Origin of the sequence: Serratia quinivorans, assembly GCF_052113645.1 — a bacterium.
Classification (GTDB): Bacteria; Pseudomonadota; Gammaproteobacteria; order Enterobacterales; family Enterobacteriaceae; genus Serratia; species Serratia quinivorans_B.
The window spans coordinates 1-22,359 of record NZ_JBIEIU010000025.1 but is presented as its reverse complement, the minus strand read 5'-3'; the positions used below and the strand labels follow the sequence as shown (position 1 = coordinate 22,359).

22 protein-coding genes and 1 pseudogene are annotated in these 22,359 nt (G+C 56.0%); 11 read left to right on the top strand and 12 right to left on the bottom strand.

All coding sequences use genetic code 11. The features are described from left to right. The first annotated feature begins 300 nt into the window (after positions 1–300). Genes glpA through glpC form a run of 3 tightly spaced genes read left to right on the top strand, consistent with a single transcriptional unit; the run spans position 301 to position 4,401 of the window. Positions 301–1,944: an anaerobic glycerol-3-phosphate dehydrogenase subunit A gene (glpA, locus tag ACGS9J_RS25620; RefSeq protein WP_020824787.1), complete on the top strand. Its 1,644-nt coding sequence runs from the start codon at positions 301–303 to the stop codon at positions 1,942–1,944. After that, positions 1,934–3,205, top strand: coding sequence for a glycerol-3-phosphate dehydrogenase subunit GlpB (gene glpB, locus ACGS9J_RS25615; RefSeq protein ID WP_442233450.1), 1,272 nt, complete (start codon positions 1,934–1,936; stop codon positions 3,203–3,205). The genes glpA and glpB overlap by 11 nt, the downstream gene beginning before the upstream one ends. Beyond that, positions 3,202–4,401 (top strand): anaerobic glycerol-3-phosphate dehydrogenase subunit GlpC, encoded by a 1,200-nt coding sequence (gene glpC, locus ACGS9J_RS25610; RefSeq protein ID WP_442233426.1) that lies wholly within the window; start codon positions 3,202–3,204, stop codon positions 4,399–4,401. Before glpB ends, glpC begins: the two co-directional genes overlap by 4 nt. A 46-nt stretch (positions 4,402–4,447) precedes the next feature. Here glpC and ACGS9J_RS25605 read toward each other — a convergent pair whose 3' ends face one another. From ACGS9J_RS25605 to ACGS9J_RS25595, 3 genes are all read right to left on the bottom strand, one after another. After that, positions 4,448–5,011 carry a DcrB family lipoprotein gene (locus ACGS9J_RS25605; RefSeq protein WP_442233425.1) on the bottom strand — a complete coding sequence of 188 codons (564 nt, stop codon included), beginning with the start codon at positions 5,009–5,011 and terminating at the stop codon, positions 4,448–4,450. Positions 5,012–5,091: 80 nt separating this feature from the next. Next, positions 5,092–5,526 carry a GNAT family N-acetyltransferase gene (locus ACGS9J_RS25600; RefSeq protein WP_442233424.1) on the bottom strand — a complete coding sequence of 145 codons (435 nt, stop codon included), beginning with the start codon at positions 5,524–5,526 and terminating at the stop codon, positions 5,092–5,094. Positions 5,527–5,566: 40 nt separating this feature from the next. After that, the gene (locus ACGS9J_RS25595) at positions 5,567–6,232 is read right to left on the bottom strand and encodes a 7-cyano-7-deazaguanine/7-aminomethyl-7-deazaguanine transporter (RefSeq protein ID WP_020824792.1); all 666 of its coding nucleotides are present in this window, start codon (positions 6,230–6,232) and stop codon (positions 5,567–5,569) included. Between the two features lie 220 nt (positions 6,233–6,452). On the opposite strand from ACGS9J_RS25595, the gene tusA reads away from it, so the two are divergent. After that, positions 6,453–6,704, top strand: coding sequence for a sulfurtransferase TusA (gene tusA / locus ACGS9J_RS25590; RefSeq protein ID WP_442233423.1), 252 nt, complete (start codon positions 6,453–6,455; stop codon positions 6,702–6,704). Here the strand turns inward: tusA and ACGS9J_RS25585 are convergent, their stop codons facing one another. From ACGS9J_RS25585 to ACGS9J_RS25570, 4 genes are all read right to left on the bottom strand, one after another. After that, a complete protein-coding gene (locus tag ACGS9J_RS25585; RefSeq protein ID WP_442233422.1) occupies positions 6,705–7,841 on the bottom strand; it encodes a DUF4056 domain-containing protein in 1,137 nt (378 codons plus the stop codon). Continuing rightward, positions 7,841–8,977, bottom strand: a complete 1,137-nt coding sequence (locus ACGS9J_RS25580; protein WP_442233421.1) for a BamA/TamA family outer membrane protein — start codon at positions 8,975–8,977, stop codon at positions 7,841–7,843. Before ACGS9J_RS25580 ends, ACGS9J_RS25585 begins: the two co-directional genes overlap by 1 nt. After that, the gene (locus tag ACGS9J_RS25575) at positions 8,977–10,044 is read right to left on the bottom strand and encodes a hypothetical protein (protein WP_442233420.1); all 1,068 of its coding nucleotides are present in this window, start codon (positions 10,042–10,044) and stop codon (positions 8,977–8,979) included. Before ACGS9J_RS25575 ends, ACGS9J_RS25580 begins: the two co-directional genes overlap by 1 nt. 175 nt (positions 10,045–10,219) lie before the next feature. Next, positions 10,220–12,535, bottom strand: coding sequence for a zinc/cadmium/mercury/lead-transporting ATPase (locus ACGS9J_RS25570; protein WP_442233419.1), 2,316 nt, complete (start codon positions 12,533–12,535; stop codon positions 10,220–10,222). Between the two features lie 616 nt (positions 12,536–13,151). On the opposite strand from ACGS9J_RS25570, the gene ACGS9J_RS25565 reads away from it, so the two are divergent. Then, positions 13,152–14,615 (top strand): serralysin family metalloprotease, encoded by a 1,464-nt coding sequence (locus ACGS9J_RS25565; protein WP_442233418.1) that lies wholly within the window; start codon positions 13,152–13,154, stop codon positions 14,613–14,615. Positions 14,616–14,698: 83 nt separating this feature from the next. Here ACGS9J_RS25565 and ACGS9J_RS25560 read toward each other — a convergent pair whose 3' ends face one another. After that, positions 14,699–15,325 carry a lysoplasmalogenase gene (locus tag ACGS9J_RS25560; RefSeq protein ID WP_442233417.1) on the bottom strand — a complete coding sequence of 209 codons (627 nt, stop codon included), beginning with the start codon at positions 15,323–15,325 and terminating at the stop codon, positions 14,699–14,701. A 409-nt stretch (positions 15,326–15,734) separates the two neighbouring features. On the opposite strand from ACGS9J_RS25560, the gene ACGS9J_RS25555 reads away from it, so the two are divergent. After that, a complete protein-coding gene (locus ACGS9J_RS25555; protein WP_442233416.1) occupies positions 15,735–16,286 on the top strand; it encodes a tyrosine-type DNA invertase in 552 nt (183 codons plus the stop codon). Between the two features lie 122 nt (positions 16,287–16,408). Here ACGS9J_RS25555 and ACGS9J_RS25550 read toward each other — a convergent pair whose 3' ends face one another. Beyond that, positions 16,409–16,789: a CaiF/GrlA family transcriptional regulator gene (locus tag ACGS9J_RS25550; RefSeq protein WP_442233415.1), complete on the bottom strand. Its 381-nt coding sequence runs from the start codon at positions 16,787–16,789 to the stop codon at positions 16,409–16,411. A 465-nt stretch (positions 16,790–17,254) separates the two neighbouring features. After that, positions 17,255–17,824: a tyrosine-type DNA invertase gene (locus tag ACGS9J_RS25545; protein ID WP_442233414.1), complete on the bottom strand. Its 570-nt coding sequence runs from the start codon at positions 17,822–17,824 to the stop codon at positions 17,255–17,257. Between the two features lie 143 nt (positions 17,825–17,967). Here ACGS9J_RS25545 and ACGS9J_RS25540 point away from each other — a divergent pair, with 143 nt between their 5' ends. From ACGS9J_RS25540 to ACGS9J_RS25525, 4 genes are all read left to right on the top strand, one after another. Further along, on the top strand, positions 17,968–18,273 hold the full coding sequence (locus ACGS9J_RS25540) for a hypothetical protein (RefSeq protein ID WP_442233413.1): 306 nt from the start codon (positions 17,968–17,970) through the stop codon (positions 18,271–18,273). A 23-nt stretch (positions 18,274–18,296) separates the two neighbouring features. Then, positions 18,297–18,983: a hypothetical protein gene (locus tag ACGS9J_RS25535; protein ID WP_442233412.1), complete on the top strand. Its 687-nt coding sequence runs from the start codon at positions 18,297–18,299 to the stop codon at positions 18,981–18,983. 617 nt (positions 18,984–19,600) lie between these two features. Continuing rightward, on the top strand, positions 19,601–20,290 hold the full coding sequence (locus ACGS9J_RS25530; protein ID WP_442233411.1) for a helix-turn-helix transcriptional regulator: 690 nt from the start codon (positions 19,601–19,603) through the stop codon (positions 20,288–20,290). 109 nt (positions 20,291–20,399) lie between these two features. Next, on the top strand, positions 20,400–20,756 hold the full coding sequence (locus tag ACGS9J_RS25525) for a DUF2500 domain-containing protein (protein WP_442233410.1): 357 nt from the start codon (positions 20,400–20,402) through the stop codon (positions 20,754–20,756). Between the two features lie 27 nt (positions 20,757–20,783). Here the strand turns inward: ACGS9J_RS25525 and ACGS9J_RS25520 are convergent, their stop codons facing one another. Together ACGS9J_RS25520 and rsmD are read right to left on the bottom strand one after the other, a co-directional pair. Next, positions 20,784–21,056 carry a DUF1145 family protein gene (locus tag ACGS9J_RS25520; protein WP_006317223.1) on the bottom strand — a complete coding sequence of 91 codons (273 nt, stop codon included), beginning with the start codon at positions 21,054–21,056 and terminating at the stop codon, positions 20,784–20,786. Next, the gene (gene rsmD / locus ACGS9J_RS25515) at positions 21,046–21,666 is read right to left on the bottom strand and encodes a 16S rRNA (guanine(966)-N(2))-methyltransferase (protein WP_442233409.1); all 621 of its coding nucleotides are present in this window, start codon (positions 21,664–21,666) and stop codon (positions 21,046–21,048) included. The genes ACGS9J_RS25520 and rsmD overlap by 11 nt, the downstream gene beginning before the upstream one ends. Before the next feature lie 221 nt (positions 21,667–21,887). Between rsmD and ACGS9J_RS25510 the strand changes: the two are divergent. Next, positions 21,888–22,359, top strand: a pseudogene (locus tag ACGS9J_RS25510) (signal recognition particle-docking protein FtsY); the annotation flags it as partial.

Below are 22,359 nucleotides of genomic sequence, written 5' to 3'. Positions count from 1 at the left end.
GAGCGGATATCGAATGTGGTGTTTTTTTGTTCCATAACGAGCGTCATCCTAGTCAAAACCGCCTGGTGTCGCTGTGATGAATGGCGCAAATGTTACACTTTTATGAAACACCGGCGGATTTTGAGCGATTCGTTAACGTTATGAAATAGAAAAACGCCTAAAAATCGTGATTGTGATCACATTCGTGGTTTTTTGTGGACATTTTACTTTCGTTTTAAGTTCGTTATTGTTCCTTATCAAACAAAGACCCCAATGACTGTGGCCCAATAGGGCAATAACCACGGATCCAGAGGGAGCGTCATGAGCAGCCATTCAGCAGAAAACGAAACGGATGTGATCATCATTGGCGGCGGCGCGACCGGCGCGGGCATTGCTCGTGACTGCGCACGCCGCGGCCTGCGTTGCATACTGCTGGAGCGTCATGATATCGCCACCGGCGCGACCGGGCGCAACCACGGCCTGCTGCACAGCGGTGCGCGTTATGCGGTAACCGACGGCGAATCGGCGCGCGAATGCATAGAAGAGAACCGCATCCTCAAACGCATTGCGCACCACTGCATCGAGCGAACCGACGGGCTGTTTATCACCCTGCCGCAGGATTCACTGGCTTATCAACAGCAGTTTATTGTCTCCTGCCACAGCGCAGGTATCAACGCTGAAGCTATTGATCCGCAGTTGGCGTTGCGGCTGGAGCCGGCGGCTAATCCGGCGCTCATCGGTGCCGTGCGCGTGCCGGACGGCACTGTCGATCCTTTCCGTTTGACCGCCGCCAATATGCTCGATGCCCGTGAGCATGGCGCACAGATCCTCACTTATCACCAGGTGGTCGGTTTATTACGCACGGGCGATCGCGTTACCGGAGTGCGTGTTTTCGACCATCAATCGTCGCGCCGTTATGATATTCACGCCGAAGTGGTGGTCAACGCCGCCGGTATCTGGGGTCAGCAGATTGCAGAATATGCCGATCTGCGAATTCGCATGTTCCCGGCCAAGGGCGCTTTGCTGATCCTGGGTCATCGCATCAACAACATGGTGATCAACCGCTGCCGCAAGCCGGCGGACGCCGACATTCTGGTGCCGGGCGACACCATCTCGCTGATTGGTACCACCTCCACCCACATTGACTATGACCAGATCGACAACATGCTGGTGACCCCGCAGGAAGTGGACATTTTAATCCGCGAGGGCGCGCTGCTGGCACCTGAATTGGCGCAAACCCGAATTCTGCGTGCTTATGCCGGCGTTCGGCCTCTGGTAGCCAGTGACGACGACCCTAGCGGTCGCAACGTCAGCCGTGGCATCGTGCTGCTCGATCATGCCAGCCGCGACGGTCTGGAAGGCTTTATCACCATCACCGGCGGCAAGCTGATGACCTACCGGCTGATGGCGCAGTGGGCGACCGATAAAGTGTGTGAAAAGCTTCGGGTAGACAGCCCCTGCACTACCGCACAGGAGGCGTTGCCGGGTTCTCGTCAGTCGGCGGAAGAAACGGTGCGTAGCGTGGTGTCTTTGCCTGCCAGTATTCGTGGCTCGGCGGTTTATCGCCACGGCGACCGTGCAAACCGCGTACCGGCGGGGGATCGGTTGGACAACAGCCTGGTGTGCGAATGCGAAGCGGTGACCGCCGGCGAGGTGCGTTATGCGGTTAACTCTCTCACCGTCAATAACCTGGTCGATTTGCGTCGCCGTACCCGCGTTGGCATGGGCACCTGCCAGGGGGAGCTTTGCGCCTGCCGTGCCGCGGGGCTGCTGACACGCTTTAACGTCACCACCCCGCAGCAGTCGATCGACCAGCTATCGCATTTCCTCAACGAGCGTTGGAAAGGCGTCCGGCCTATCGCCTGGGGCGATGCGCTGCGCGAAAGTGAATTTACCAGTTGGGTTTACCAGGGATTGTGCGGGCTCGATGCCCGGGGGGAACAGGAGGCCGATGATGCGATTTGACGTAGTGGTGATTGGCGGTGGCCTGGCGGGTATGGCCTGCGCCATCCGCCTGGCGGAACAGGGCAAGCGCTGTGCGGTGGTCAGTTCTGGCCAGAGTGCACTCTATTTTTCATCCGGCTCGCTTGATCTGTTGGCGCAACTGCCCGACGGCACCCCGGTGACAGAGCCATTGGCGGCGCTGTCCGCACTGGCAACACAGGCACCCCGGCATCCCTATGCGTTGATCGGTGCCGAGCGGGTGGCGGCGCTGTCGGGTGAAGCCGCTTCACTATTGCAGCGCTGTGGGCTTGCTCTGCAGGGTGACAGCGAACGCAATCATCTGCGCATCACGCCGCTGGGCACGCGCCGGACCACCTGGCTCAGCCCGCAGGCTATCCCCGTTACGCCGTTAGGCGGTGAACTGCCGTGGCGGCACATTGCGGTGATCGGCATTGAAGGATTTTTGGATTTTCAGCCACAGTTGGCCGCCAGTTCCCTGACGCAGGCCCTGGACGTTCGGGCTGAGGTGGCGGATATGCACTTGCCGGCGCTGGACCGGCTGCGCAATAACCCCAGTGAGTTCCGAGCGGTAAATATCGCCAGGGTACTGGATCTGCCGGAAAACCTGACGCCAATGGCGGACGAGCTTCGGCGGTTGGCTGCGGACGCCGAGGCGATATTCTTGCCGGCTTGTCTGGGGCTGGAGGATGACGCGCCATTGGCGGCGCTGCAGGCGGCGGTCGGCAAACCGATTCGCCTGCTGCCGACGCTGCCGCCTTCAGTGCTCGGGATGCGGTTGTACCAGGCACTGCGCTCGCGATTACAGCAATTGGGCGGCGTTTTTATGCCGGGGGACAGCGTGCTGCGGGCGGATATTGAAGCCGGGCGAGTCACCGGTGTTTATACCCGTAACCACACCGACATTCCGTTGGTGGCGCAGCAGGTGGTGCTGGCCAGCGGCAGTTTTTTCAGTAATGGGCTGGTGGCGGCCTTCGACGGCATACGTGAACCGGTATTTGGACTGGATGTCGACAGTAAGGCGGAGCGTGCAGACTGGAGTTGTCGCGAGCTGTTTGCTCCGCAACCCTATTTGCAGTTTGGGGTACGCACCGATAACCAGCTGCGTGCCCTAAGGCAGGGAGAGCCTTTGAGTAACCTGTATGCCATAGGGGCGGTAACCGGCGGCTACGATCCGCTGCAGCAGGGCTGCGGTGCAGGTGTTTCGTTGGTGGGAGCATTGCATGTCGCGCAACAGATTGCGGCACAGGAGGAGCAACCATGAGCCTGCACAAAGACAACAGTTTTGAGAACTGCATCAAGTGCACCGTCTGCACCACCTATTGCCCGGTGGCCAAGGTCAATCCGCTTTATCCCGGGCCCAAGCAGGCGGGGCCGGACGGCGAACGCCTACGGTTAAAAGATCCGGCGCTGTACGACGAAGCGCTGAAGTATTGCACCAACTGCAAACGCTGTGAGGTGGCCTGCCCGTCCGACGTCAAAATTGGCGATATCATTCAGCGGGCGCGTGCCGACTTTGCCCAGAGCAAGCCGACGCTGCGCGACGCCATCCTCAGTCATACCGATATCATGGGCTCACTGTCGACGCCGTTTGCGCCGATCGTCAACGCTGCCACCGGGTTAAAGCCGGTGCGCGTTCTGCTGGACAAGGCGTTGAAAATTGATCACCGTCGCGAACTGCCCAAATACTCGTTCGGCACCTTCCGCCGCTGGTACCGCCAGCAAGCGCAGGCCCAACAGCGTTACGCCGAGCAGGTGGCTTTTTTCCACGGCTGCTTCGTCAATTACAACCATCCACAGCTGGGTAAGGATCTGATCAAAGTCTTCAATGCGATGGATATCGGCGTGCAGCTGCTTAAGCGCGAAAAATGCTGCGGTGTGCCGCTGATTGCCAACGGCTTTATCGCCCAGGCCAAGAAACAGGCCAAGGTGAATGCCGAATCGCTGCATGAGGCGGTGTTGGAGCGCGGCATCCCTGTTGTGGCCACATCATCAAGCTGTACTTTTACGCTGCGTGACGAATACCCGCATTTGCTGGAGGTGGATACCTCGGCGGTGCGTGAACGGGTGGAGCTGGCGACGCGCTATCTGTACCGCCTGCTCAATCAGGGGCGCAGCCTGCCGCTGAAGCGCACGCCATTGCGGGTGGCCTACCATACGCCCTGTCACATGGAGAAAATGGGCTGGACGGCTTATACGCTGGAATTATTGCGGCAGATGCCGGGGCTGGAGCTGGTGGTATTAGATTCACAGTGTTGCGGCATTGCCGGCACCTACGGATTTAAATCCGAGAACTATGCGACTTCGCAAGGGATTGGCGCATCGCTGTTTAGCCAGATTGAGGAGAGTGGGGTCGATTTGGTGGTGACGGACTGCGAAACCTGTAAATGGCAAATCGAGATGTCGACCAGCAAGCGCTGCGAACACCCGATTACCCTGTTGGCACAGGCCCTGGCGTAGGGCGCAGCAGTGTGAACTGCGCCCTATAGGCTGAGTCAGTAAAAGTTTACTTGTTCAGTTTCAGCGTTTTGATGATGCCTTCGGCTTCACTTTGCGCCTGCTGCTGGTTATCCGCCGGCAGCGTCACCTGAATGGTCAGCATGTTGTTATCCAGCGTGCCAATCAGGATGGAGGAGTAGGCCTTCTCGCCGCCGCTGGTAATGATGCTGTCCAACTGACGCAGCGGCACGCCGTTAACGTCGATGGCTTTGTTGGTGATCACCTGCAGGTTGGCGTCACGCGAGCGCTGGGTATCTTCCAGACGCTTGCTCAGGGTTTCCAGGCTGTCGGCGGTTTTGTCGCCGAGGATCACGATCACCGCGCGTTGGCCGGTGCTGTCGGCGTAAACGTGCATGTTGTTCGCCTGATTACCCAGCTTGCCGCTTTGGTCCGCCATGCCGGTCGGCAGGGTGAACGCCAGCTTACCCTCCAGCAAGCTCACCTGTTGCCCGGCCGGCGCGCTGGCCGCCGCATCGCCCGCCGGCGCCTTGGTGTCTTTGGTGTCGCCGTCACAGGCCGCCAGGCCAAGCACTAACAGGCTGATACCCATCAATTTTGCTACTTTACGCATTGGGCTTCCTTATTCCTTTCAGGTAGGGTTTCACTGCCGTATCGCAACCTATTCCAGGGTGAAATGCAAGGCAGATGTTGTCACAAGGTTTTTTCAAGTAATAGCCGATAATCAGCCACTTCGCCTTTCTTTTCCAGTTGAACAATCTGATAGTGATGGCCGATGAGCATCATCAGCATCGCGCGGAACTGATTCCGGGTTTTTACCCTCAGTTGGCAATAGCCTTGCGCCCGCGCCCAGCGTTCCTGTTCGGCCAGTAACGTCAAGGCCACACCGTGACGACGAAACCCCGGCACTACGCCGCCCAGCCAGCTGTAAAACACCCTGTCTTGCTGCTGATAACCGAGTTTGAAACCGGCCGCCTGGCCGTCGACTTCGGCGATCAGCGCGTGCATCGGGGCTGCACCAATACGCTGTTGCAGGTCGCTCAGACTGTGCAAATTGCCGAATTCGGGGATGTGCTGATACAGGCGGTGGATATCTTCGAGGGTGGCGTGGCGGGTGGTGACGGTCATGGCGGCCTCCGGATGGGTAGGCCGCCAATGATAACACGGGTTAGCTCGGTTGCAGGCTGCTGTCACCCTGACGGGCGGCAATGCGTTTGAGCAGCATATTCAGCAGCACGCCGTACATCGGCAGGAAGAACAGCATGCAGATCAGCACTTTGAAGCTGTAATCCACCAAGGCAATCTCGACCCAGTTATTGGCCATAAAGGCGTCGCTGCTCTTGTAGAACGCGATAAAGAAGAACGACAGGGTATCGCTGATATTACCGAGGAACATGGCCGCGGCAGGGGCTACCCACCAGGCGCTGCGCTGGCGCAACCGGTTGAAGACGTGTACGTCGAGGATCTGACCGAGCACGTAAGCCATAAAACTGGCGACGGCGATGCGCGCGACAAACAGATTAAAGCTGCCCAGTGCGGCAAATCCCTGCCATTCGCCCTGATAGGTCACGGTAGAGATCACGTACGAGATGAACAACGCCGGTACCATCACTGAAAGAATGATACGTCTCGCCAGCGGGGCGCCAAAAATACGCACCGTCAGGTCGGTCGCCAGGAAGATAAACGGGAAGGTAAACGCACCCCAGGTGGTATGAAAGCCGAAAATGGACATCGGCAACTGCACCAGGTAGTTACTGGAGGTAATGATGACAATATGGAACAGCGATAGCCAGACCAACGCGGTGAGGCGCTGTCGAGCGGTAAACGAATACATGTTGTAGCCTTTTTAATAGTGGGGTGAGGGAACCCAAAATGTCTTGTCAGTGCAACTAAATAAGCTGCGGGGCCGCATGATACGCGTTTGCGCAACCAATGCAATGGTTAAATTTAACGCAAACGTTAACGCATCTTGCACAGAAAAACTACCGGCGTAAACTAGGCGCTAATGAGATGCGGCGAGCGTACGCCGATCGCTTTTGACCGAGAAAAATTGCATGACTGACTTGTTTGCCCAGGCTGACCAGACGCTTGATGCGCTGGGGCTGCGCTGTCCGGAACCGGTAATGATGGTGCGCAAAACCGTGCGCCACATGGATAACGGCGAAACCTTGCTGATTATTGCTGATGATCCGGCGACCACCCGTGATATTCCGGGTTTCTGTCGCTTTATGGAGCATACGCTGGTGGCGCAGGAAACCGATAAGACACCTTACCGCTATTTACTGCGTAAAGGGGTTGAGCGCTGATCACCGCGCGCCCGCCTGGCGTTGTTGCAATATTTGCAGTGCGTCCGCTGCGCGAGCATGCAATGCCAACCCATCGAAATCCAGTGGGCGGTAATAGTGAGGCGGCACCGGCAGATTGCGCATGGCATCCGTCGGCCAAAGTTGCAGCTCGCCCAGGTCTGCCAGCCTGACCCCCTGAACCTGCAGTGGCAACATCAGGCGTTGTGGGGCGGTATTTTCGAAGGGGGGCAGAGCAGGCAGGCGATTGCTGCCGGTCGTGTAATCCCGCTTTAACACCAAAAACTTCTCCGGCACCCGGCGATGGCTGTCCCACCAGTCACCGTCAATGCCGTCAAACTGCCGCTGGGTTGCCGTGATGGACACGGCGCCGAGCTGGTGCAGGGCCTGAGGGAGCAATTGCTCCATGGCGTTGTTATAAGCGGTGAGCGATACCCCTTGCCCTTGCAAGATAGCGTCGACGGCCAGGCGTGATCCCAGCAGGTTGGAATACAAATCTTCCGGTGAAAAAGCCGAGATCTCCTCGGGGAACCCCGGTACCGACCGGTAGCCATACCACTGTGCCACCTCATGCCATGCCGCCATTTGAAAGGCCAGCTCACCTGCCAGATAAGCCGCCAGCGTATAGCGCTGTGCTGCGTCCTGCGGCGGCGTGAAGGCATTCAGTTGTATGCGGCGCGTTGCCAGCTCAGGGCTAAGGTCGATATGCCACTGCCGGCCCAGCCGGGGTAACAGTTGGCTAAACAGGAACAGGGTATTGTCGGCGGTATCGCGTACGTGAGCGATATCGATAAATCCGCCCCTGTGGGTGTAGATCAATCCCAGTTGCTCGCTGCCTAACCCCAGCAGGTTGTCGATGGCGCTGAAAGCACTGTCGTTATAGTGGTGGGTGCCAAGCCGGTCGGCGTCCACCACATTACTCAATTGGTAAAACGGCACCGGGATACCCAGGGCTTGCGCCTTGAGGTTATAGCCAAAGGCGCAACAGGGGCGCAAACCATCCGGCGGTGACAGCGGTGCAGCTACCGGCCAGGCAATCCGGCTTTCGCGGGTGGGTTGCGAAGTCATCAAGGTTTCCAGCGGCTTGGCCGGCAGCGCCGGGGTAAACAACAATAAAAATGCCAGCGCAACAGAACGCATCAAAAAGCTTCCCCAACCTGAAAGTAAAATCCCGTGCTTCCCCGTCCGATGCCAAAATCGAGCCGTACGTTCATTTGCGGTTTGAATTCAAAGCGGTACCCCGCACCCAGCGTGGGTAACCACGGGCCCCGGCCCAGATCGCCGCTCTTGCTGCTGAGCGTTCCGGCACCGGCCCAAAGCACATAACCGTGGCGCCAGTTCAGCTTGCGACGATACTCAATCTGGCTGCTGAACACATTTCTGTCGCGATAGCGGCCTTGATAATAGCCGCGCATCCGTTTGTCGTCGCCCAGTTCAGACAACCTGTCCCAGGGAACCTCGCCCGTGGTCAGGCGGCTGTAAGCATCCAATGCCAGTACGCTTTTCGCACTCAAACTGTGGTAGGCATTGTATTGGCCCTCTACGGCATTGAAACGGCTGTCGCTGCCCAGCTCCGGCGCAAAATAGGTGTCGCTCAGGCGAAGATACTGACCACGGCTGGCATTGGAAACGAAATCGCGCGTATCGTAACTCAGCGAACCGCTGACTCCTGAACTTAGCGATGAAACGCCGGCTTTTTGGGCCCTTAACAGGCTGCTGTTATCCTCATCAGTTTTGCTGGCGTGCGTCGAGGAAAAATCCCAGCCAACCCCGGCGTAGGTGGCGCCGGCAATGCGATACAGCAGCTGTGGCGCTATCTGGAATGACTGCTGAGTGTACTTTTCCTTGTTACCGTTGTTGCGCCCAGCCTGGTAGCCGGTGCCCCAGAAATAGGTGGGCATGTTATTGAGCGAGCCATCGGCAAAGAAGCGCCATTGGTCGTCCGCAAAAAAGCTGTGATTTTGGAAACCGACACCGAAGGCGCCGGTGGAGCTGAAAAAGCCCTTTAACGCCAGCGTCGAATTTTGGCTGACTTTATCCTGGCTGTCCGGTCGGTAAATCCCCACCACGGCGGTGCCGATGCCCAGGCCGAGTTCTGGCGTATAAAACGGGCCGGGCAAGACACCCCAATCGATGGCTTTACTGCTGTCGAAATGGTTGTCAGACCCCAGAGGGGCCAACATTTCATCTATCTGCTGACGTGACAACAAAGCGGCGTGGGCACCGGGCAGCAGAACCAACAAGGCCAGCGGCAAACTGCGGATCGATATCGCCATCAGAAGCGATATTCACCCGAGACCATAAAGCTGTTGCGTTCGCTAAAGCCAAACTCGGTCAACAGGTTAAAATGTTTGGTGATCTCGTATTGCGCGCCGATCAGCACGTTCCACGGTGATTGCAGGTGCTGCTTCACGTCAAAACGGCCTTCCCCCTTTTGATTGGCCATCATCATCAGGCTCTGAAGTTCTGTCGGCATTTTTAAATCGCTCAGGCTGCCTTTAAACCTTTGCTGCACGTCCTGATACATGGTGCCGACCCACAGGTTGAGATGGCTTTGGCCACTGATACCCGGCACCAGGAAGCGGTAACCAACCCGAGGCGATACCGTCAGCGCGGAAATCTGGCCATCAAGGATATCGAAATTGGTGCGGGTGTAGTTGGTATCGACCGAGGTGAACCAGTTCTCATACCCGCCGACCAGCGTGAAACCGGCGCCGTAAGTGGTACCTTTAAAATCGAGTTTGAAATCCAGATCGCGCAGTTGCCCGCTTTTGTTCATGTTGTGAACGACCCCGGCGATCATTTTGTCCATAAATCCTTTTTGTTGGCTGGGATCGGCGTCTACGGAGACCTGGGACAAGGAGCTGCCTTTGGTATGGCCCACGATGCCGTAAACATTGAGGAATGGCAGCACCCAGGTGTCCAGACGCATGGTTTCCGTTTTGCTCTTTTCGCGGGTTTTGCCCACGTCGATGTTGAACAAATTGGATGGCAGGGGGCTTTTACCCAGGCTCAGCCCGGAAAATTGGATACTGTCGACATCGATATTCTGCCGCATGTTCATGTAGTTGAAGCCGATCCCGAAGGGTTCCGGCAGATCATAACCGCGGGCTCGTGCTTCATCTCCCCAAATCGGCAGCAGGCGATGCTCAGGCTGGGGTTTTGCCTTGGGCACATCGTTATGCTGGGCTGCCGGCAGGGCGTTTTGAGCGACAAACAGGGGGCGATCGGCGGTATCAATGAGCTGCTCGGTGGCGGCAGAATCAGGCTGCTGCGCCAGAGCCAGTGTAGGGATAAAAGGGACGACGATCAGGTTCAGGAGTTTAAAATATAGCGGTTTCATTCATTCGGCCATGACTCTGATAAGTATAAGTAGGCTTATCGGGTTTCAGGAATAGGTGGCGGAAGAATATAGAAAGGCATGTTATTTTTATGGTTATTACGTGCGACTTGCCGATGTTATTTTTCGGCTAAGTGAATCAGGATGCCATTGCCGGCATCCTGATATGTGCTTCTTATTACTGACGTTTCTTCAGCAAGCGCAGGGCATTGGCGGTAACCAGTGCGGTGGCGCCAGAGTCCGCCAGTACCGCCAGCCACAGCCCGGTCAGGCCCATCAGGGTGGTGATCAGGAATATCCCTTTCAGCCCCAGCGCAATGGTGATGTTCTGGCGGATATTGGCGTGAGTGGCGCGTGATATGCGGATCATTTCCGCCACGCCCAGCAGCCGATTGTGCGTCAGCGCCGCGTCGGCGGTTTCCAGCGCCACGTCGGTGCCGCTGCCCATGGCAATACCGATGCTGGAGGCTTTCATCGCCGGCGCATCGTTGATGCCGTCGCCGATCATCGCCGTTGGCCGCAGTTCGCTCAGCTCGGTTACCGCCCTCACTTTATCTTCCGGCAGCAAGCCGGCACGGTAATCCAGCCCCAATTCAGCGGCAATCGCCGCCGCCGCGCGCGGGTTGTCACCGGTTAACATCACCCCGTTGATCCCCAGCGCATTCAATTCGGCAATCGCCTGTTTGGCGTCGCTGCGCAGCGTGTCGCGCAGTGCCAGCAGGCCGATAGGCAACCCCTCTTCCAGCACCACTACCGCCGTTTTACCGGCATTTTCCAGCCGTTCCACCTGATTGGCACCCTGCTGATTGAGCAAGCCTGCGGCCAGTTTGGCCGGCGTGCTGATCAGTACGGTTTTGCCGTCGACCATGCCTTCCACACCGACGCCCGCCAGCGCACGGCGATTTTGTGCCGGAGGCAGAGGAGCACCATATTGTTCGGCACGGTTGATAATGGCCTGCGCCAAGGGGTGATGGGAACCGGCCTCTACCGCGGCGGCAAGGGTCAGCAATTGCTGTTCGCCGATGCCGTTGAGCGGCAGGACATCGGTGACCGTCGGTTTACCTTCCGTCAGAGTCCCGGTTTTGTCGAAGGCGATGGTCTGCACCTGGCCCAACTGTTCCAGTGCCGCGCCCCCTTTAATCAATGCGCCGCGACGGGTTGCCGCCGCCAGTCCGGAGGTGATTGCCGCCGGCGTAGAGATCACCAGCGCACAAGGACAGCCGATCAGCAGCAGGGTCAGGCCGCGATAAATCCAGACATCCCAGGGTTGCGCATACATCAACGGCGGCACCAGGATCACGGCGATAGCCAGCAGCATGATGGCCGGGGTGTAGTAACGGCTGAAACGGTCGAGGAAACGCTCAATCGGCGCACGGCGCTCTTCGGCTTCCTCAATCAGTTGCAGGATGCGGTCAATGGCGTTTTTGCCCGGTTCGGAAATCACCTTCATCTGCGCGGCCTGATCGACCGACAGGCTGCCTGCGGCCACTTTCTGGCCCTGCTGACGTTCGACCGGTACCGACTCGCCGGTCAGGGCGCTTTCATCGAAGCTGGCGAACGGGTTGAGCAGTTCGGCATCGGCCGGCAGGCGGCCACCGGGAGCGATTTCAATCACATCGCCGGGGCGCAGACTGGCGACCGGTACGCGCTTGCGTTCAGTTCCCTGCAGCAGCAGGGCATCTTCCGGCACCAACTCCATCAGTGCCTTCACCCCACTGCGGGCACGATTGGCGGCGTAGGATTCGAGCATCTCGCCGACCATAAACAGCAACAGCACCATCGCCGCTTCGGCGGTAGCGCCGATAAACAGCGCGCCGATGGCCGCCACGCTCATCAGCGTTTCAATGGCAAACGGCGTGCCGGAACGGATCAATCGCAGCGCTTTGGTGGCAACCGGTGCCAGCCCCACCAGCGTAGTGGCGATAAAGGCAATACGGCTCAGCTCAGGGTTGACCATGCTGAGCGCCCAACTGACGATCATCAGCGTGGCGAGCAACAGCAACGGGCCGAACTCCCCCAGACGCGAAGCTTTTTCGGGTTCGGCTTGGGTCGCTTGGCTGCCGAGCAGGGTAAAACCAGCCTGTTTTACCGCATCCTGAATGCGCAGGCTGAGATCGGACTGGCCATCAACCACCAGTTTTTCAGTGGCAAACAGTACGCGTGCGTTTGCCACGCCTGGAATGGCAGTAACGGCATTCTCAATTTTTTTGGCGCAGCTCGGGCAGTCCATGCCAGTGACTTTCCAGCTGTAGCGCTGGCTACCGGGGAGAGGGGCGGCGGCTAGCCTGTCGCTTTCCTCGTCCGGATCCCCATGATCGTCAGTGCTGCAACAGCCGGCACCCTGATCGTGGGTATGTGCGTGTTCGCCAGAGTGGGTGACGTTTTGTTTTTCACTGCTGCAACCGTGCTGGGTTTTGCTGTGGCTGTGATTGCACCCACAGCCGCCTTCGGCAGAGTGATGTTCCTGGTGATTATGGTTTTCATGGTTATGCATAACGTCCCCCCTCAGGGCAGTTAATGAGCTTCTTGGCACAGACTCTACACCCTGGAGTCAACTCCAGAGTCAAGCGGCGGATGAGAATAATTGCTAACTGTGTGGAGAAGGGGAAATTAGGGCGATGCAGGCCCCTTAGGCGAAAACAGAAAATGTTATTCCTGCAGGCACCCAAAAAGTTACTTCGGCTAATAATAAAGCGCTATTAATCTATAACTCTTTAGCAAAATTTAACTTTTAGCCATCTAAAGACCAGCACGATCCGCTTGACCCTGCAGGCCGCATTTTTGTTGGAGTTTGTTACCAACTAATGTCAGTCAGGTTTCATTATTATTGTAAAGAATGCAAAAAACCAGCATAAACCTCCTTCGTAAGGATAATAAATGGCTGATTATTTTATGTTCAGTTTTTCACCCCTGCCTATAATTGGAATCGATTACCCGTTATGGGGGTAATCTTATTTGCTGATATATATGCATTAATTCTCTCTGGTACATTGCCGGTAACGGCGCATAAACCCCTTCCGTAAGCCTGGGATAGGTCTTCCGTGGCTTTCTGGCAGGTTATGTCTATCTGTCTGATTGAAAACAATCAGCTAATGAGTGGAATCGAACCAATGCAATCGACTAAAAAGGCAATTGAAATTACTGAATCTAGCCTTGCAGCTACGGGCTCGGGTTACAATGCTGTAGATGATCTGCTGCATTACCATGAGCGCGGCAACGGGATCCAGGTTAATGGCAAAGACTCATTTTCCAACGAACAAGCTGGGCTGTTTATTACCCGTGAGAACCAAACCTGGAACGGTTACAACGTTTTTGGCCAGTCGGCTAAATTAACGTTTTCCTTCCCGGATTATAAATTCTCCACCACCAACGCCGGCGGTGATACCGGGTTGAGCAAATTCAGCGCAGAGCAGCAGCAGCAGGCTAAACTGTCGCTGCAATCCTGGTCCGACGTGGCTAATCTCACCTTCACCGAGGTGGGCGCCAACCAGAAGGCCGATATCACCTTCGGTAACTACAGCCAGGATCGTCCCGGTCATTATGACTACGATACTCAGGCCTATGCTTTCCTGCCGAATACGGTTTATCAGGGCCAGAACCTGGGGGGGCAGACCTGGTACAACGTGAACCAGTCCAACGTGAAACACCCGGCCAGCGAAGACTATGGTCGCCAGACGTTTACCCACGAGATTGGTCATGCGTTGGGGCTGAGCCATCCGGGCGACTACAACGCCGGTGAAGGCAACCCGAGCTACGCAGACGTCAGCTACGCCGAGGATACTCGCGAGTTCAGCCTGATGAGCTATTGGAGTGAAACCAACACCGGTGGCGACAACGGCGGGCACTACGCGGCGGCACCGCTGCTGGACGACATTGCCGCTATTCAGCACCTGTATGGCGCCAATCAGTCCACCCGTACCGGCGACACCGTGTATGGCTTCAACTCCAATACCGATCGTGACTTCCTCAGCACCACCAGCAATTCGCAAAAAGTGATCTTTGCGGCCTGGGATGCGGGCGGCAATGACACCTTCGATTTCTCCGGTTACACCGCCAACCAGCGCATTAACCTGAACGAGAAATCTTTCTCCGACGTGGGTGGGTTGAAAGGCAATGTGTCGATTGCGGCGGGCGTGACCATTGAGAACGCCATTGGCGGTTCGGGCAATGACGTGATCGTCGGCAATGCGGCCAACAACGTGCTGAAGGGGGGCGCGGGCAACGACGTGCTGTTCGGCGGCGGTGGGGCCGATGAGCTGTGGGGCGGTGCGGGCAAAGACACCTTTGTCTTCTCGGCGGTCAGCGATTCTGCACCGGGCGCTTCCGACTGGATCAAGGATTTCCAGAAGGGCATCGATAAAATCGATCTGTCATTCTTCAACCAGGGTGCACAGGGCGACGATCAGATCCACTTCGTCGATCATTTCAGCGGCGCAGCGGGCGAAGCCTTACTGTCCTACAATGCGTCGAATAACGTCAGCGATTTGGCGCTGAATATCGGTGGCCATCAGGCAGCGGACTTCCTGGTGAAGATTGTCGGCCAGGTCGACGTCGCCACTGACTTTATCGTGTAACAGCTACGGACATAACGCCCGGTGCGGGTTGGCCGGGCGTTAGGCCGGGGGCGATATGCAAGGCCGCTTCGCGCCCCCGAACCTTACAGGTACAGCGAACGTACGATCAGGAAATGGCCGGAGAAGTAGCAGAAGGCCACCAGCGCATCCGCGGCGCGGAAGGTAAAGCGATAGCGGTTAAGCAGCCACACCACGTTGGCCAACAGCAGCAGTGAAGTGCCCGCCAGCAGCGAGAAACCGAAGTCGGTGCTGCGCATAAAGTATTGCTCGCCCGCCAGCCATACCATCAGCAGCGTCATCGCGACATAAGTGGCGATCGGCCAGCGCATCTCTTCCAGCCGCGTCCAAATCGTCGCCAGTAACAGCACGCCGATAATCAGCAGCGCCAACGGCAGCGGCCAAAACAGGCTGAAGGTCATCTGGCTGGCGAAGCTCAGGGTATACAGCAAGTGCGACAGGAAAAAGGCGCCGATGGCATACAGCACGCGTTCACGTGGCAGCAATAAAAGGGTGTCGGCAATCAGCGTTGCCAGCAGGCCAAGGACGATCAAATACCCCGCGGCACCCAGAACCGGTGCTTGCCAGGCCAGCAATAACAGCAGCAATAGAGTGATGGGTTTAAACACCCAGCGTTGCCAGCGCGGTCCGCGGTAGGAGGCATCGACGAACAGCCAACCGGAAAAGAATACGGCAAGGAACGGCCAACTCATTATGTCTTCCTTATTCATTATGATAGGAACCGCAGCCTCCGGCTCCAAAGGGTCACCAGTGTCACTTCTGATTGCAGTGTAGGCAGGCCCTCTGCAATCGACAATGCTTTCTTGCGCATGAACTGTAACTTATTACGTGATAAGAAATGAACGAGAGCTTTCTTTTGATCAAACCTGCGGATAATAGGCAGCTCGAACGCTACGGAGCCTTTGCGGGGAGTAATAACTGTTTGATACGAATGCTAATTACTTCGGAAATAAATACGGCGCATGACAATAATAGCTAAGGATTAATCCTAGAGCGACATTACTATTTTCAAAGTGGATAGGTGCATTCACCATTTTTGGCTGTTTTTTATACCAGTAACATGCTTCTTGATAGGGAGGCATTTTTAGGGACTATATACAATTGGAAGTAAGAAAATATCTGAATGAATCGGAAATAAAAAACATGGTTAAAAATATAACGGGGGGGTTGAACTCGATAAGAGACAGCTGCATGATCACCATGTGTTTTATTCACGGCCTGCGGGCCAGCGAACTGAGCTCTCTTACCGTAGATAATATTGAGCTTGCCGAACGGCGAATTTTTATTCCACGTCTCAAAAATGGTTTATCGGTTCAACACCCATTACAGCGGGATGAAACCATAATGCTTGAACGCTGGTTGGATTTTCGCAAAGACAGCCGGCACGCCGGACAGCCTTGGTTATTTTTGTCGCGCAAAGGGGGTCGATTATCGCGTCAGCAAATTTATCGACTGATCCGCGATTATGGCAAAGCGGCGTGTCTTGAAGTCCCTGCCCATCCTCATATGTTACGCCATGCCTGCGGTTATAGTTTGGCGAATAAAGGTATGGATACCCGACTGATACAAGATTATTTGGGTCACCGCAATATCCAGCATACGGTTTTATATACTGCCAGTAATTCCCAACGTTTTAGGAAAATTGAATTTTAACTTCTGGCTAAGGTCCGTATTTATTGCAATAAGTGGCTGACATCAGGGAGCCGGTCCGTTTGGGGCAAGTGGCGTTGTCTGAAGGCCATTGTGGGCCGGCAATATTCCCTGATGGGGACCGACTACAATTGAAGTTCGCTCCATGGTCGCTGCAACAGCTGCGCCCAGATGCTTTGTCGGTCTTCACTGCATACCCTGGGGCTCTTCGTTCGCAGCGGCAAAGATTGGCTTACCGTACGTATCCAGACCCGCAGTTCCTGACGATGCGTGCGCGGGTGGGTGTAAACGTATTGATCACAGGTGATGCACGGGCTATGAACGATATAGCGCAGAATGTAACCCGCTTTGCGGCGCGGTACGTTAAAGGCCTGCATGATGCGTTGGCGATTTAAATAGTGATTTTGCAACATCCCCCAGGTCGCGACAATACGACACAAGGGCTGCTCAGCCAGGTGTGCGACCGTTTCTGGCAGGGTAATATTCTCGTCATGCTGAAGCTTCATAAAACCCCCAGCCTCCTTAATCAGTGAATTGTTGTTGGATAGCCTTTAGACACCGAGGTGTGACGTTGGCCTTCATCAAGCTGTCTTGCATCTATTTTTTATTTTATCCTTTAATTTCAATGTAGTAGATTGGTTTTGGTCATGCGAAAAATGCGACAATTTGGACCAAAGTGTGACATTTAGTGAATTAAACTGCTTTTTTTGTTTTTAGAGGCACAATATGACCGGATATAACGATTCGAACCGGTGGTATTAGTGGAAGTATCTGAAAATAAAATGACGTTGCCACGCTGTTTAATTGAGTTAATTTATTTAACAAAGGTTCGCTTCGGCGGGCCTTTTTTATTTTATTGCATGGGTTATTGATATTGAAGGGAATAAAATTATTGTGCAGAAATGGGGGGTATTCTTATTGACTCGAAATTGTACAAAACTAAGATATGTAACACTTTGGTCCAAAGTGACCTATTTTTTACCCCACTTTTTTTGCCATAATCCAATAAAGCGATTGGGGTTACTGGCAGTATATATCACCGTATGTCGGATGTTTCGGTGCCCCAGATAATCCTGAATCAAACGTGTGTCGACGCCAGAATCCGCCAGTGCATAGCCACAGGCATGTCGCAGCATATGCGGATGCGATGACACCGTTATATTGGCAGCCTCGCCGTAACGTTTAATCAGGTAATGCACGTGCTTACGTGTCAATTTACCGCCTTTTTGCGACAGGAAAAGCCATTCGCTGTCGGCATCGCGCCACTTGCTGCGCAGATTCAGCCAGCACATCAAATCCGGCAATTCATCCTTCGCCAGGGGATGCACAGTAGAAAAACCGTTCTTCAGGCGACGGATATAAATCACGTTATCGCGCAGATCGATATCGGATATTTTCAATTGACAGGCTTCGCTGGCGCGCAGCCCATGAATAAAACACATCTTTATTAAGCAACGGTCACGCTCCGGATGTTTTCCGATATGTGTGGCAGACAGGATGTCATCTATTTCACCGAGGGTGAGGTGTTTTCGAGTTTTCATTATTTTGGCTCCATATGACCTCTCAGGCCCAATGCCGGATGAGGATCTTACTGGAGAGAAAATAGCCTGTTTCCATTTTTACGCATCTCTTTTGTTGCGTACGAAGGGCGACAGCTGATCTGACAGGAGGAGTAAAAACCACCATGCAGCAGGAATTAACCGCGATGGCAGCACCAACCATACTCACCCGCAAGGCCGCCCGTGCCGTTGCCGGAAAAGCCGCAAATCTGGAGCAGCGCATCATGCAACTCAGCGGCATGGCTTACGGCGTAGAAGATTGGCTGTGCGCTTTGCACAAGGCCGCCGAATTGTGGCGTTGCCTCAGTGAGACGCCCCTGTTGGCTGAAAACGAACGTCACTATGCCCGACTACGTCACCGCCATTGCGCACACCCGGCGACCCATTTGCTGGTACGTCAACGCTATCAGGCCGATCGCCAGCAGTTCTGAATCCACAACAGAGGGACTCACTTATGCCAGCAACCTCTCTTCCACCGCGTCTGCGCGTGGTCGTGATGATGGAGCCGGGACTGGTGCGTGAAGGCACCCTGAAGGTGCTCGAATTTACCCAGCAGGCTATCGCATCGTTAACCGTGGTCGACGATCTATTGACTCTGCGGCAGGTGCTGTCGCAAGACGCAGCGGATGTCATCCTGACCGGCCTCACCGGGCATCGCGACAGGCTGCGCGATTTTTTCCTTTTCTATTCCCACTACTTGCGCTTCAACATCGACACCACCTGGCTGCTGTACAGCGAGCCGCTAACGCCGTTACTGACGACCCTGAGTCCGTTGATGCCAAGTGAAGGGCCGTTGTGCCTGCCGCATGATCTGCAGCCGCACCAGTTGCACGACTTGCTGCTAAAGCGCCAGACCCTGGGCCACCCGGCTTTTATGGCTCAGGATCTGTCGTGCTGGACGCCATCCGATATCGTACTCAGCTGGCCGGAGCTGCAGGTTCTCAGTCACTTTGTCTGTGACGCGCTTGAACACCTCACTACGTCGGCCGGCGGATTCACCACGAAGACCCTGAGCGCCCATAAACGTAGCGCGATGCGCAAACTGGGTGTGCACTGTGATCAAGAACTCCATGCGTTGCTGCATGGTTCCCGGTTATGCCCCACAAGGAGGCTTCCTGATGTTGCCCTCAGCCAGGGATAAAGGCATCCGCCGATACACCTGGCTGGCGATGCTGCTGGTTTGCGGCATGTTTTGGTGGGGAGTGATTTGGTGTGTCCTGAAATTCGTCGGTCCTTAATGACGGCTCGGTCGGCAACGCGCAGGGAGAATAAAAGTGACGACCTCTGTTTGTTCTTATTCGTTATGGGCAAAAGTATTGAGCTGCCGCCGGCCATTGCCGAGCCGGCTTGTGACATGTTTTACGGACAGGCTTCCCGCGATCCACAGCTGCGTACTTTCTGCTGGGGTGGCAGTGGTCTTGTTGGGGGCGGGAACCCAGGCTGAGGGGAGCAGGCTACCGCAGTTACTGGCGCAGTGTCGTCATGATGCCAGGACGCTCGACGCTTCGCCCGCGCGCAACTCTGGGCATTATCTCCATGCGCTGGGTGACCGATTCGCTCAATGGGGGATTGGCCCAGAAAACGGTGCCGACCCTTCGCTGACTCGCCGCCAGCGCTGCGAGATCTATCGCTTCTGTGACCAGTTGCATCGGCAGGCCGGCAGGCAACTTTTGGACCAGCTGTTTCTGCCGCAAGGCGGGATGGCGGAAGTGGATTACCGTACGGTGGCCGTCACGGCCCCTCGTTTAAGGAGAAACAATGACGCGTCTAAAAGTGATGGTTATGGAGCCAGATCCCTGGTTTCGACTCGGGGTGTTGACGGTGCTGGCGTCACTCCCGGCCCAGTTTGAAGTCTGTGGCGTGACTGACCGGCTGTCGGGATTGCGTGGCCTGTTGCAGCAACGACCGCAGCCGCTCGACCTGTTGTTATCAGACACCCATGGGCAGGGCGAAAGTCTGGATGACTTCTTCGCCTTCCGCGGGCGATTCTGCAACCGGCACTCTAAGGCCACTTGGCTGATGTGGAGCGACGGTTACACACCTTTTCTGTCGGGCCTGTCTACCAAACTGAAACTGCCGGTTTGCCTGCAAAAAACGCTGCGTCCGGCCGAGCTGAACGCGTTGTTGGTGCTGCGCCATCGATTGGGGCACCAGCGTTTCCTGACCGAACACTGTCGGACCCAGATGCGCGTCTGTTGCCATCTGACGCAAAAAGAGCTGTTGGTCATCAGTGCGCTGGCACATGGCGAACCGCAAAAGCAACTGGCGCGGCGGCTGGGCCGCAGTGAAAAAACCATCAGTTCACACAAGGTCCATGCCTTGCGCAAGCTGGGGGCCACCAGCGATCGGCGGTTGTTTCATCATCCGGGGGAAAATCGCCTGCTGGATATCCTGCGCTATGCGGGCATCAACATTCCCCACACTCCTCAGGGAAGTTACTCGGCATGAGCGTATCTAAATGATATGCATGAATTTGCGCCAAGCAACACCGGTGTCAGGTCAGGGGGGTTGTGCTATGTTTACGCTGATGACACCGCGTAGGGAATGGGAATGAAAGATGAGTAAGCCGCCGCTGTTTTTTATCGCCGTGATCGCGTTGATCGCCGTACTGGCGACACATCGCTATTTCAATCAGCGCCGTACGGAAGCGGAAAACGACCGCGCACCGGTGCGCAGCCTGCAGGTCACGGTGAGTGATAAACGTGAGTTCCCGGTCGCCAAGACCCGTTCGCGTCAGCGCGAACAGAGCGTCAATGAGCCGATGCATTATGAGGTGGTATTCAGCCCACAGCGTGGCGGCGAGGAGATCCGGCTGCGGTTGAAGCCGTGGCAGTACAACCCGATCGAAAAAGGGGCGCAGGGTACGTTGAGCATGCAGGGCACGCGTTTCGTCTCCTTTACTGTCCAACCGTAGGGCGCCGGAGCCAGCGCCCGTGCAGCGTTATTTTCTTTTGATCGGCGGCTGTTTTTTCTGCCAGGCCAGCAGTTCGAATACGCCAAAGATGAAGATCTTGGCTTCCTGCCAGTAGCTTATCGGCTGATCTTTCGGCTGCGTGGATTTCAGCAGAACCAGTTGCAGCCCGTGCATCACCACCATAAAGAACAGCGCCACGTCGATGAAGTACTTCAGCGGCTTGGGGAAGGGGTGAAACAGGTTGGAGAGCAGAAAGCCCCATACGCACAGCATCAGCAGGCGACCCAGATTAATCAGCATTTTCGGTTTTCTCTTGCGAACGGATATAAAGACGATAAGCCACCTGACCGGCGACTTTTTCACGGTGTAATTGCCAGTTGGCCGGGACGTCAGTGGCGGCGCTTTCGGCTTCGGCTTCTACGTAGACCCAGGCCTCATCGGCCAGCCAGCCTTGCTGCTCCAGCAGCGTGACGGTTTCAGCCAGCAGCCCTTTACGAAAAGGCGGATCGAGAAATACCACGTCAAACGGTTGGGCATTGCCCGCCAACCAGTTCAGCGCGTTGGTATTGACCACCGTGCCATTTCCCTGCAGCAGGGCCAGATTTTTTTCCAGTTGCTGCGCCACCGGACGTTCAAACTCCAGCAGCGTGACGCTGCCGGCATAGCGCGACAGCGCCTCCAGGCCGAGCGCGCCGCTACCGGCGAAACAGTCCAGGCAGCGTGCGCCCTGGATCACCGGCGCCAGCCAGTTGAACAGGGTTTCACGGACGCGATCGGTGGTCGGACGCAGTCCCGGGCTGTTTGGCACCGGCAGTTTTCGCCCGCGCCATTGGCCGCCGATAATGCGAATTTGTCCGGCTGCCGCCTGGGGCGATTTTTTTGCCGATGCCCGTGGCGATATTCTTGTCATAGATTTGCTTTGATTGTTTCTCTGGCGGTGAGGCCGAATAGGTTAACGATAAGTTGGCTCTATTCTACCGGTGAGACGCGTCGGGGGAAACGGTAAAACTTTGTTGCCTGATTTCACAGTGGAAAGCATGCCGGATGCGTGTTGCTGCGCGAGGGAAAGTGATAGACTCGGCGAATTATTGTCTGCATAAGCAAGCCTTAGGTACGGAGTAGAGTCATAACATGGCAAAAGATAAGAAACGTGGGTTTTTCTCCTGGCTGGGCTTCGGCCAGAAGGAAGAAGAGCAACAGCAACCTGAGACGTCGGTAGAACCGGCGGAAAATCAGGCCGTGGAGACCCCGGCTGAACCGGTCGCTCCCAAGCTGGATGACCAGCTCCCCGCCCAGGAATCTGAACCTGCCGCCTCCGTAGAGACCCCTGGGGAGTGGGATGGCAGCCTGACCGGCGAGCACATCGCAGAAAGCGTGCCGACCCTCGTCGAGCACCCTGCACCGGCAGAAGCGTTGGCACAAGAGATTGTCACCCTCACCGAACAGGTGGCGGTGGAGCAGCAGCAACCGACAGAGGAAGAGATTGTCGAACCTGTTGCCGTGGCACAGCCAGAACCGGTTATCCTGCCTGAGCCTGAGCCTGAGCCTGAGCCTGAGCCTGAGCCTGAGCCTGAGCCTGAGCCTGAGCCTGAGCCTGAGCCTG

What these genes read in the sequence shown, in the direction of transcription:
- tusA (WP_442233423.1), top strand. Translation starts at nt 6,453, where the DNA reads ATGACTGACTTGTTTGCCCAGGCTGACCAGACGCTTGATGCGCTGGGG.
- rsmD (WP_442233409.1), bottom strand. Translation starts at nt 21,666, where the DNA reads ATGACAAGAATATCGCCACGGGCATCGGCAAAAAAATCGCCCCAGGCG.
- ACGS9J_RS25565 (WP_442233418.1), top strand. Translation starts at nt 13,152, where the DNA reads ATGCAATCGACTAAAAAGGCAATTGAAATTACTGAATCTAGCCTTGCA.
- ACGS9J_RS25595 (WP_020824792.1), bottom strand. Translation starts at nt 6,232, where the DNA reads ATGTATTCGTTTACCGCTCGACAGCGCCTCACCGCGTTGGTCTGGCTA.
- ACGS9J_RS25530 (WP_442233411.1), top strand. Translation starts at nt 19,601, where the DNA reads ATGACGCGTCTAAAAGTGATGGTTATGGAGCCAGATCCCTGGTTTCGA.
- glpA (WP_020824787.1), top strand. Translation starts at nt 301, where the DNA reads ATGAGCAGCCATTCAGCAGAAAACGAAACGGATGTGATCATCATTGGC.
- glpB (WP_442233450.1), top strand. Translation starts at nt 1,934, where the DNA reads ATGCGATTTGACGTAGTGGTGATTGGCGGTGGCCTGGCGGGTATGGCC.
- ACGS9J_RS25545 (WP_442233414.1), bottom strand. Translation starts at nt 17,824, where the DNA reads ATGAAAACTCGAAAACACCTCACCCTCGGTGAAATAGATGACATCCTG.
- glpC (WP_442233426.1), top strand. Translation starts at nt 3,202, where the DNA reads ATGAGCCTGCACAAAGACAACAGTTTTGAGAACTGCATCAAGTGCACC.
- ACGS9J_RS25520 (WP_006317223.1), bottom strand. Translation starts at nt 21,056, where the DNA reads ATGCTGATTAATCTGGGTCGCCTGCTGATGCTGTGCGTATGGGGCTTT.
- ACGS9J_RS25560 (WP_442233417.1), bottom strand. Translation starts at nt 15,325, where the DNA reads ATGAGTTGGCCGTTCCTTGCCGTATTCTTTTCCGGTTGGCTGTTCGTC.
- ACGS9J_RS25570 (WP_442233419.1), bottom strand. Translation starts at nt 12,535, where the DNA reads ATGCATAACCATGAAAACCATAATCACCAGGAACATCACTCTGCCGAA.
- ACGS9J_RS25605 (WP_442233425.1), bottom strand. Translation starts at nt 5,011, where the DNA reads ATGCGTAAAGTAGCAAAATTGATGGGTATCAGCCTGTTAGTGCTTGGC.
- ACGS9J_RS25525 (WP_442233410.1), top strand. Translation starts at nt 20,400, where the DNA reads ATGAGTAAGCCGCCGCTGTTTTTTATCGCCGTGATCGCGTTGATCGCC.
- ACGS9J_RS25600 (WP_442233424.1), bottom strand. Translation starts at nt 5,526, where the DNA reads ATGACCGTCACCACCCGCCACGCCACCCTCGAAGATATCCACCGCCTG.
- ACGS9J_RS25585 (WP_442233422.1), bottom strand. Translation starts at nt 7,841, where the DNA reads ATGCGTTCTGTTGCGCTGGCATTTTTATTGTTGTTTACCCCGGCGCTG.
- ACGS9J_RS25550 (WP_442233415.1), bottom strand. Translation starts at nt 16,789, where the DNA reads ATGAAGCTTCAGCATGACGAGAATATTACCCTGCCAGAAACGGTCGCA.
- ACGS9J_RS25540 (WP_442233413.1), top strand. Translation starts at nt 17,968, where the DNA reads ATGCAGCAGGAATTAACCGCGATGGCAGCACCAACCATACTCACCCGC.
- ACGS9J_RS25580 (WP_442233421.1), bottom strand. Translation starts at nt 8,977, where the DNA reads ATGGCGATATCGATCCGCAGTTTGCCGCTGGCCTTGTTGGTTCTGCTG.
- ACGS9J_RS25575 (WP_442233420.1), bottom strand. Translation starts at nt 10,044, where the DNA reads ATGAAACCGCTATATTTTAAACTCCTGAACCTGATCGTCGTCCCTTTT.
- ACGS9J_RS25535 (WP_442233412.1), top strand. Translation starts at nt 18,297, where the DNA reads ATGCCAGCAACCTCTCTTCCACCGCGTCTGCGCGTGGTCGTGATGATG.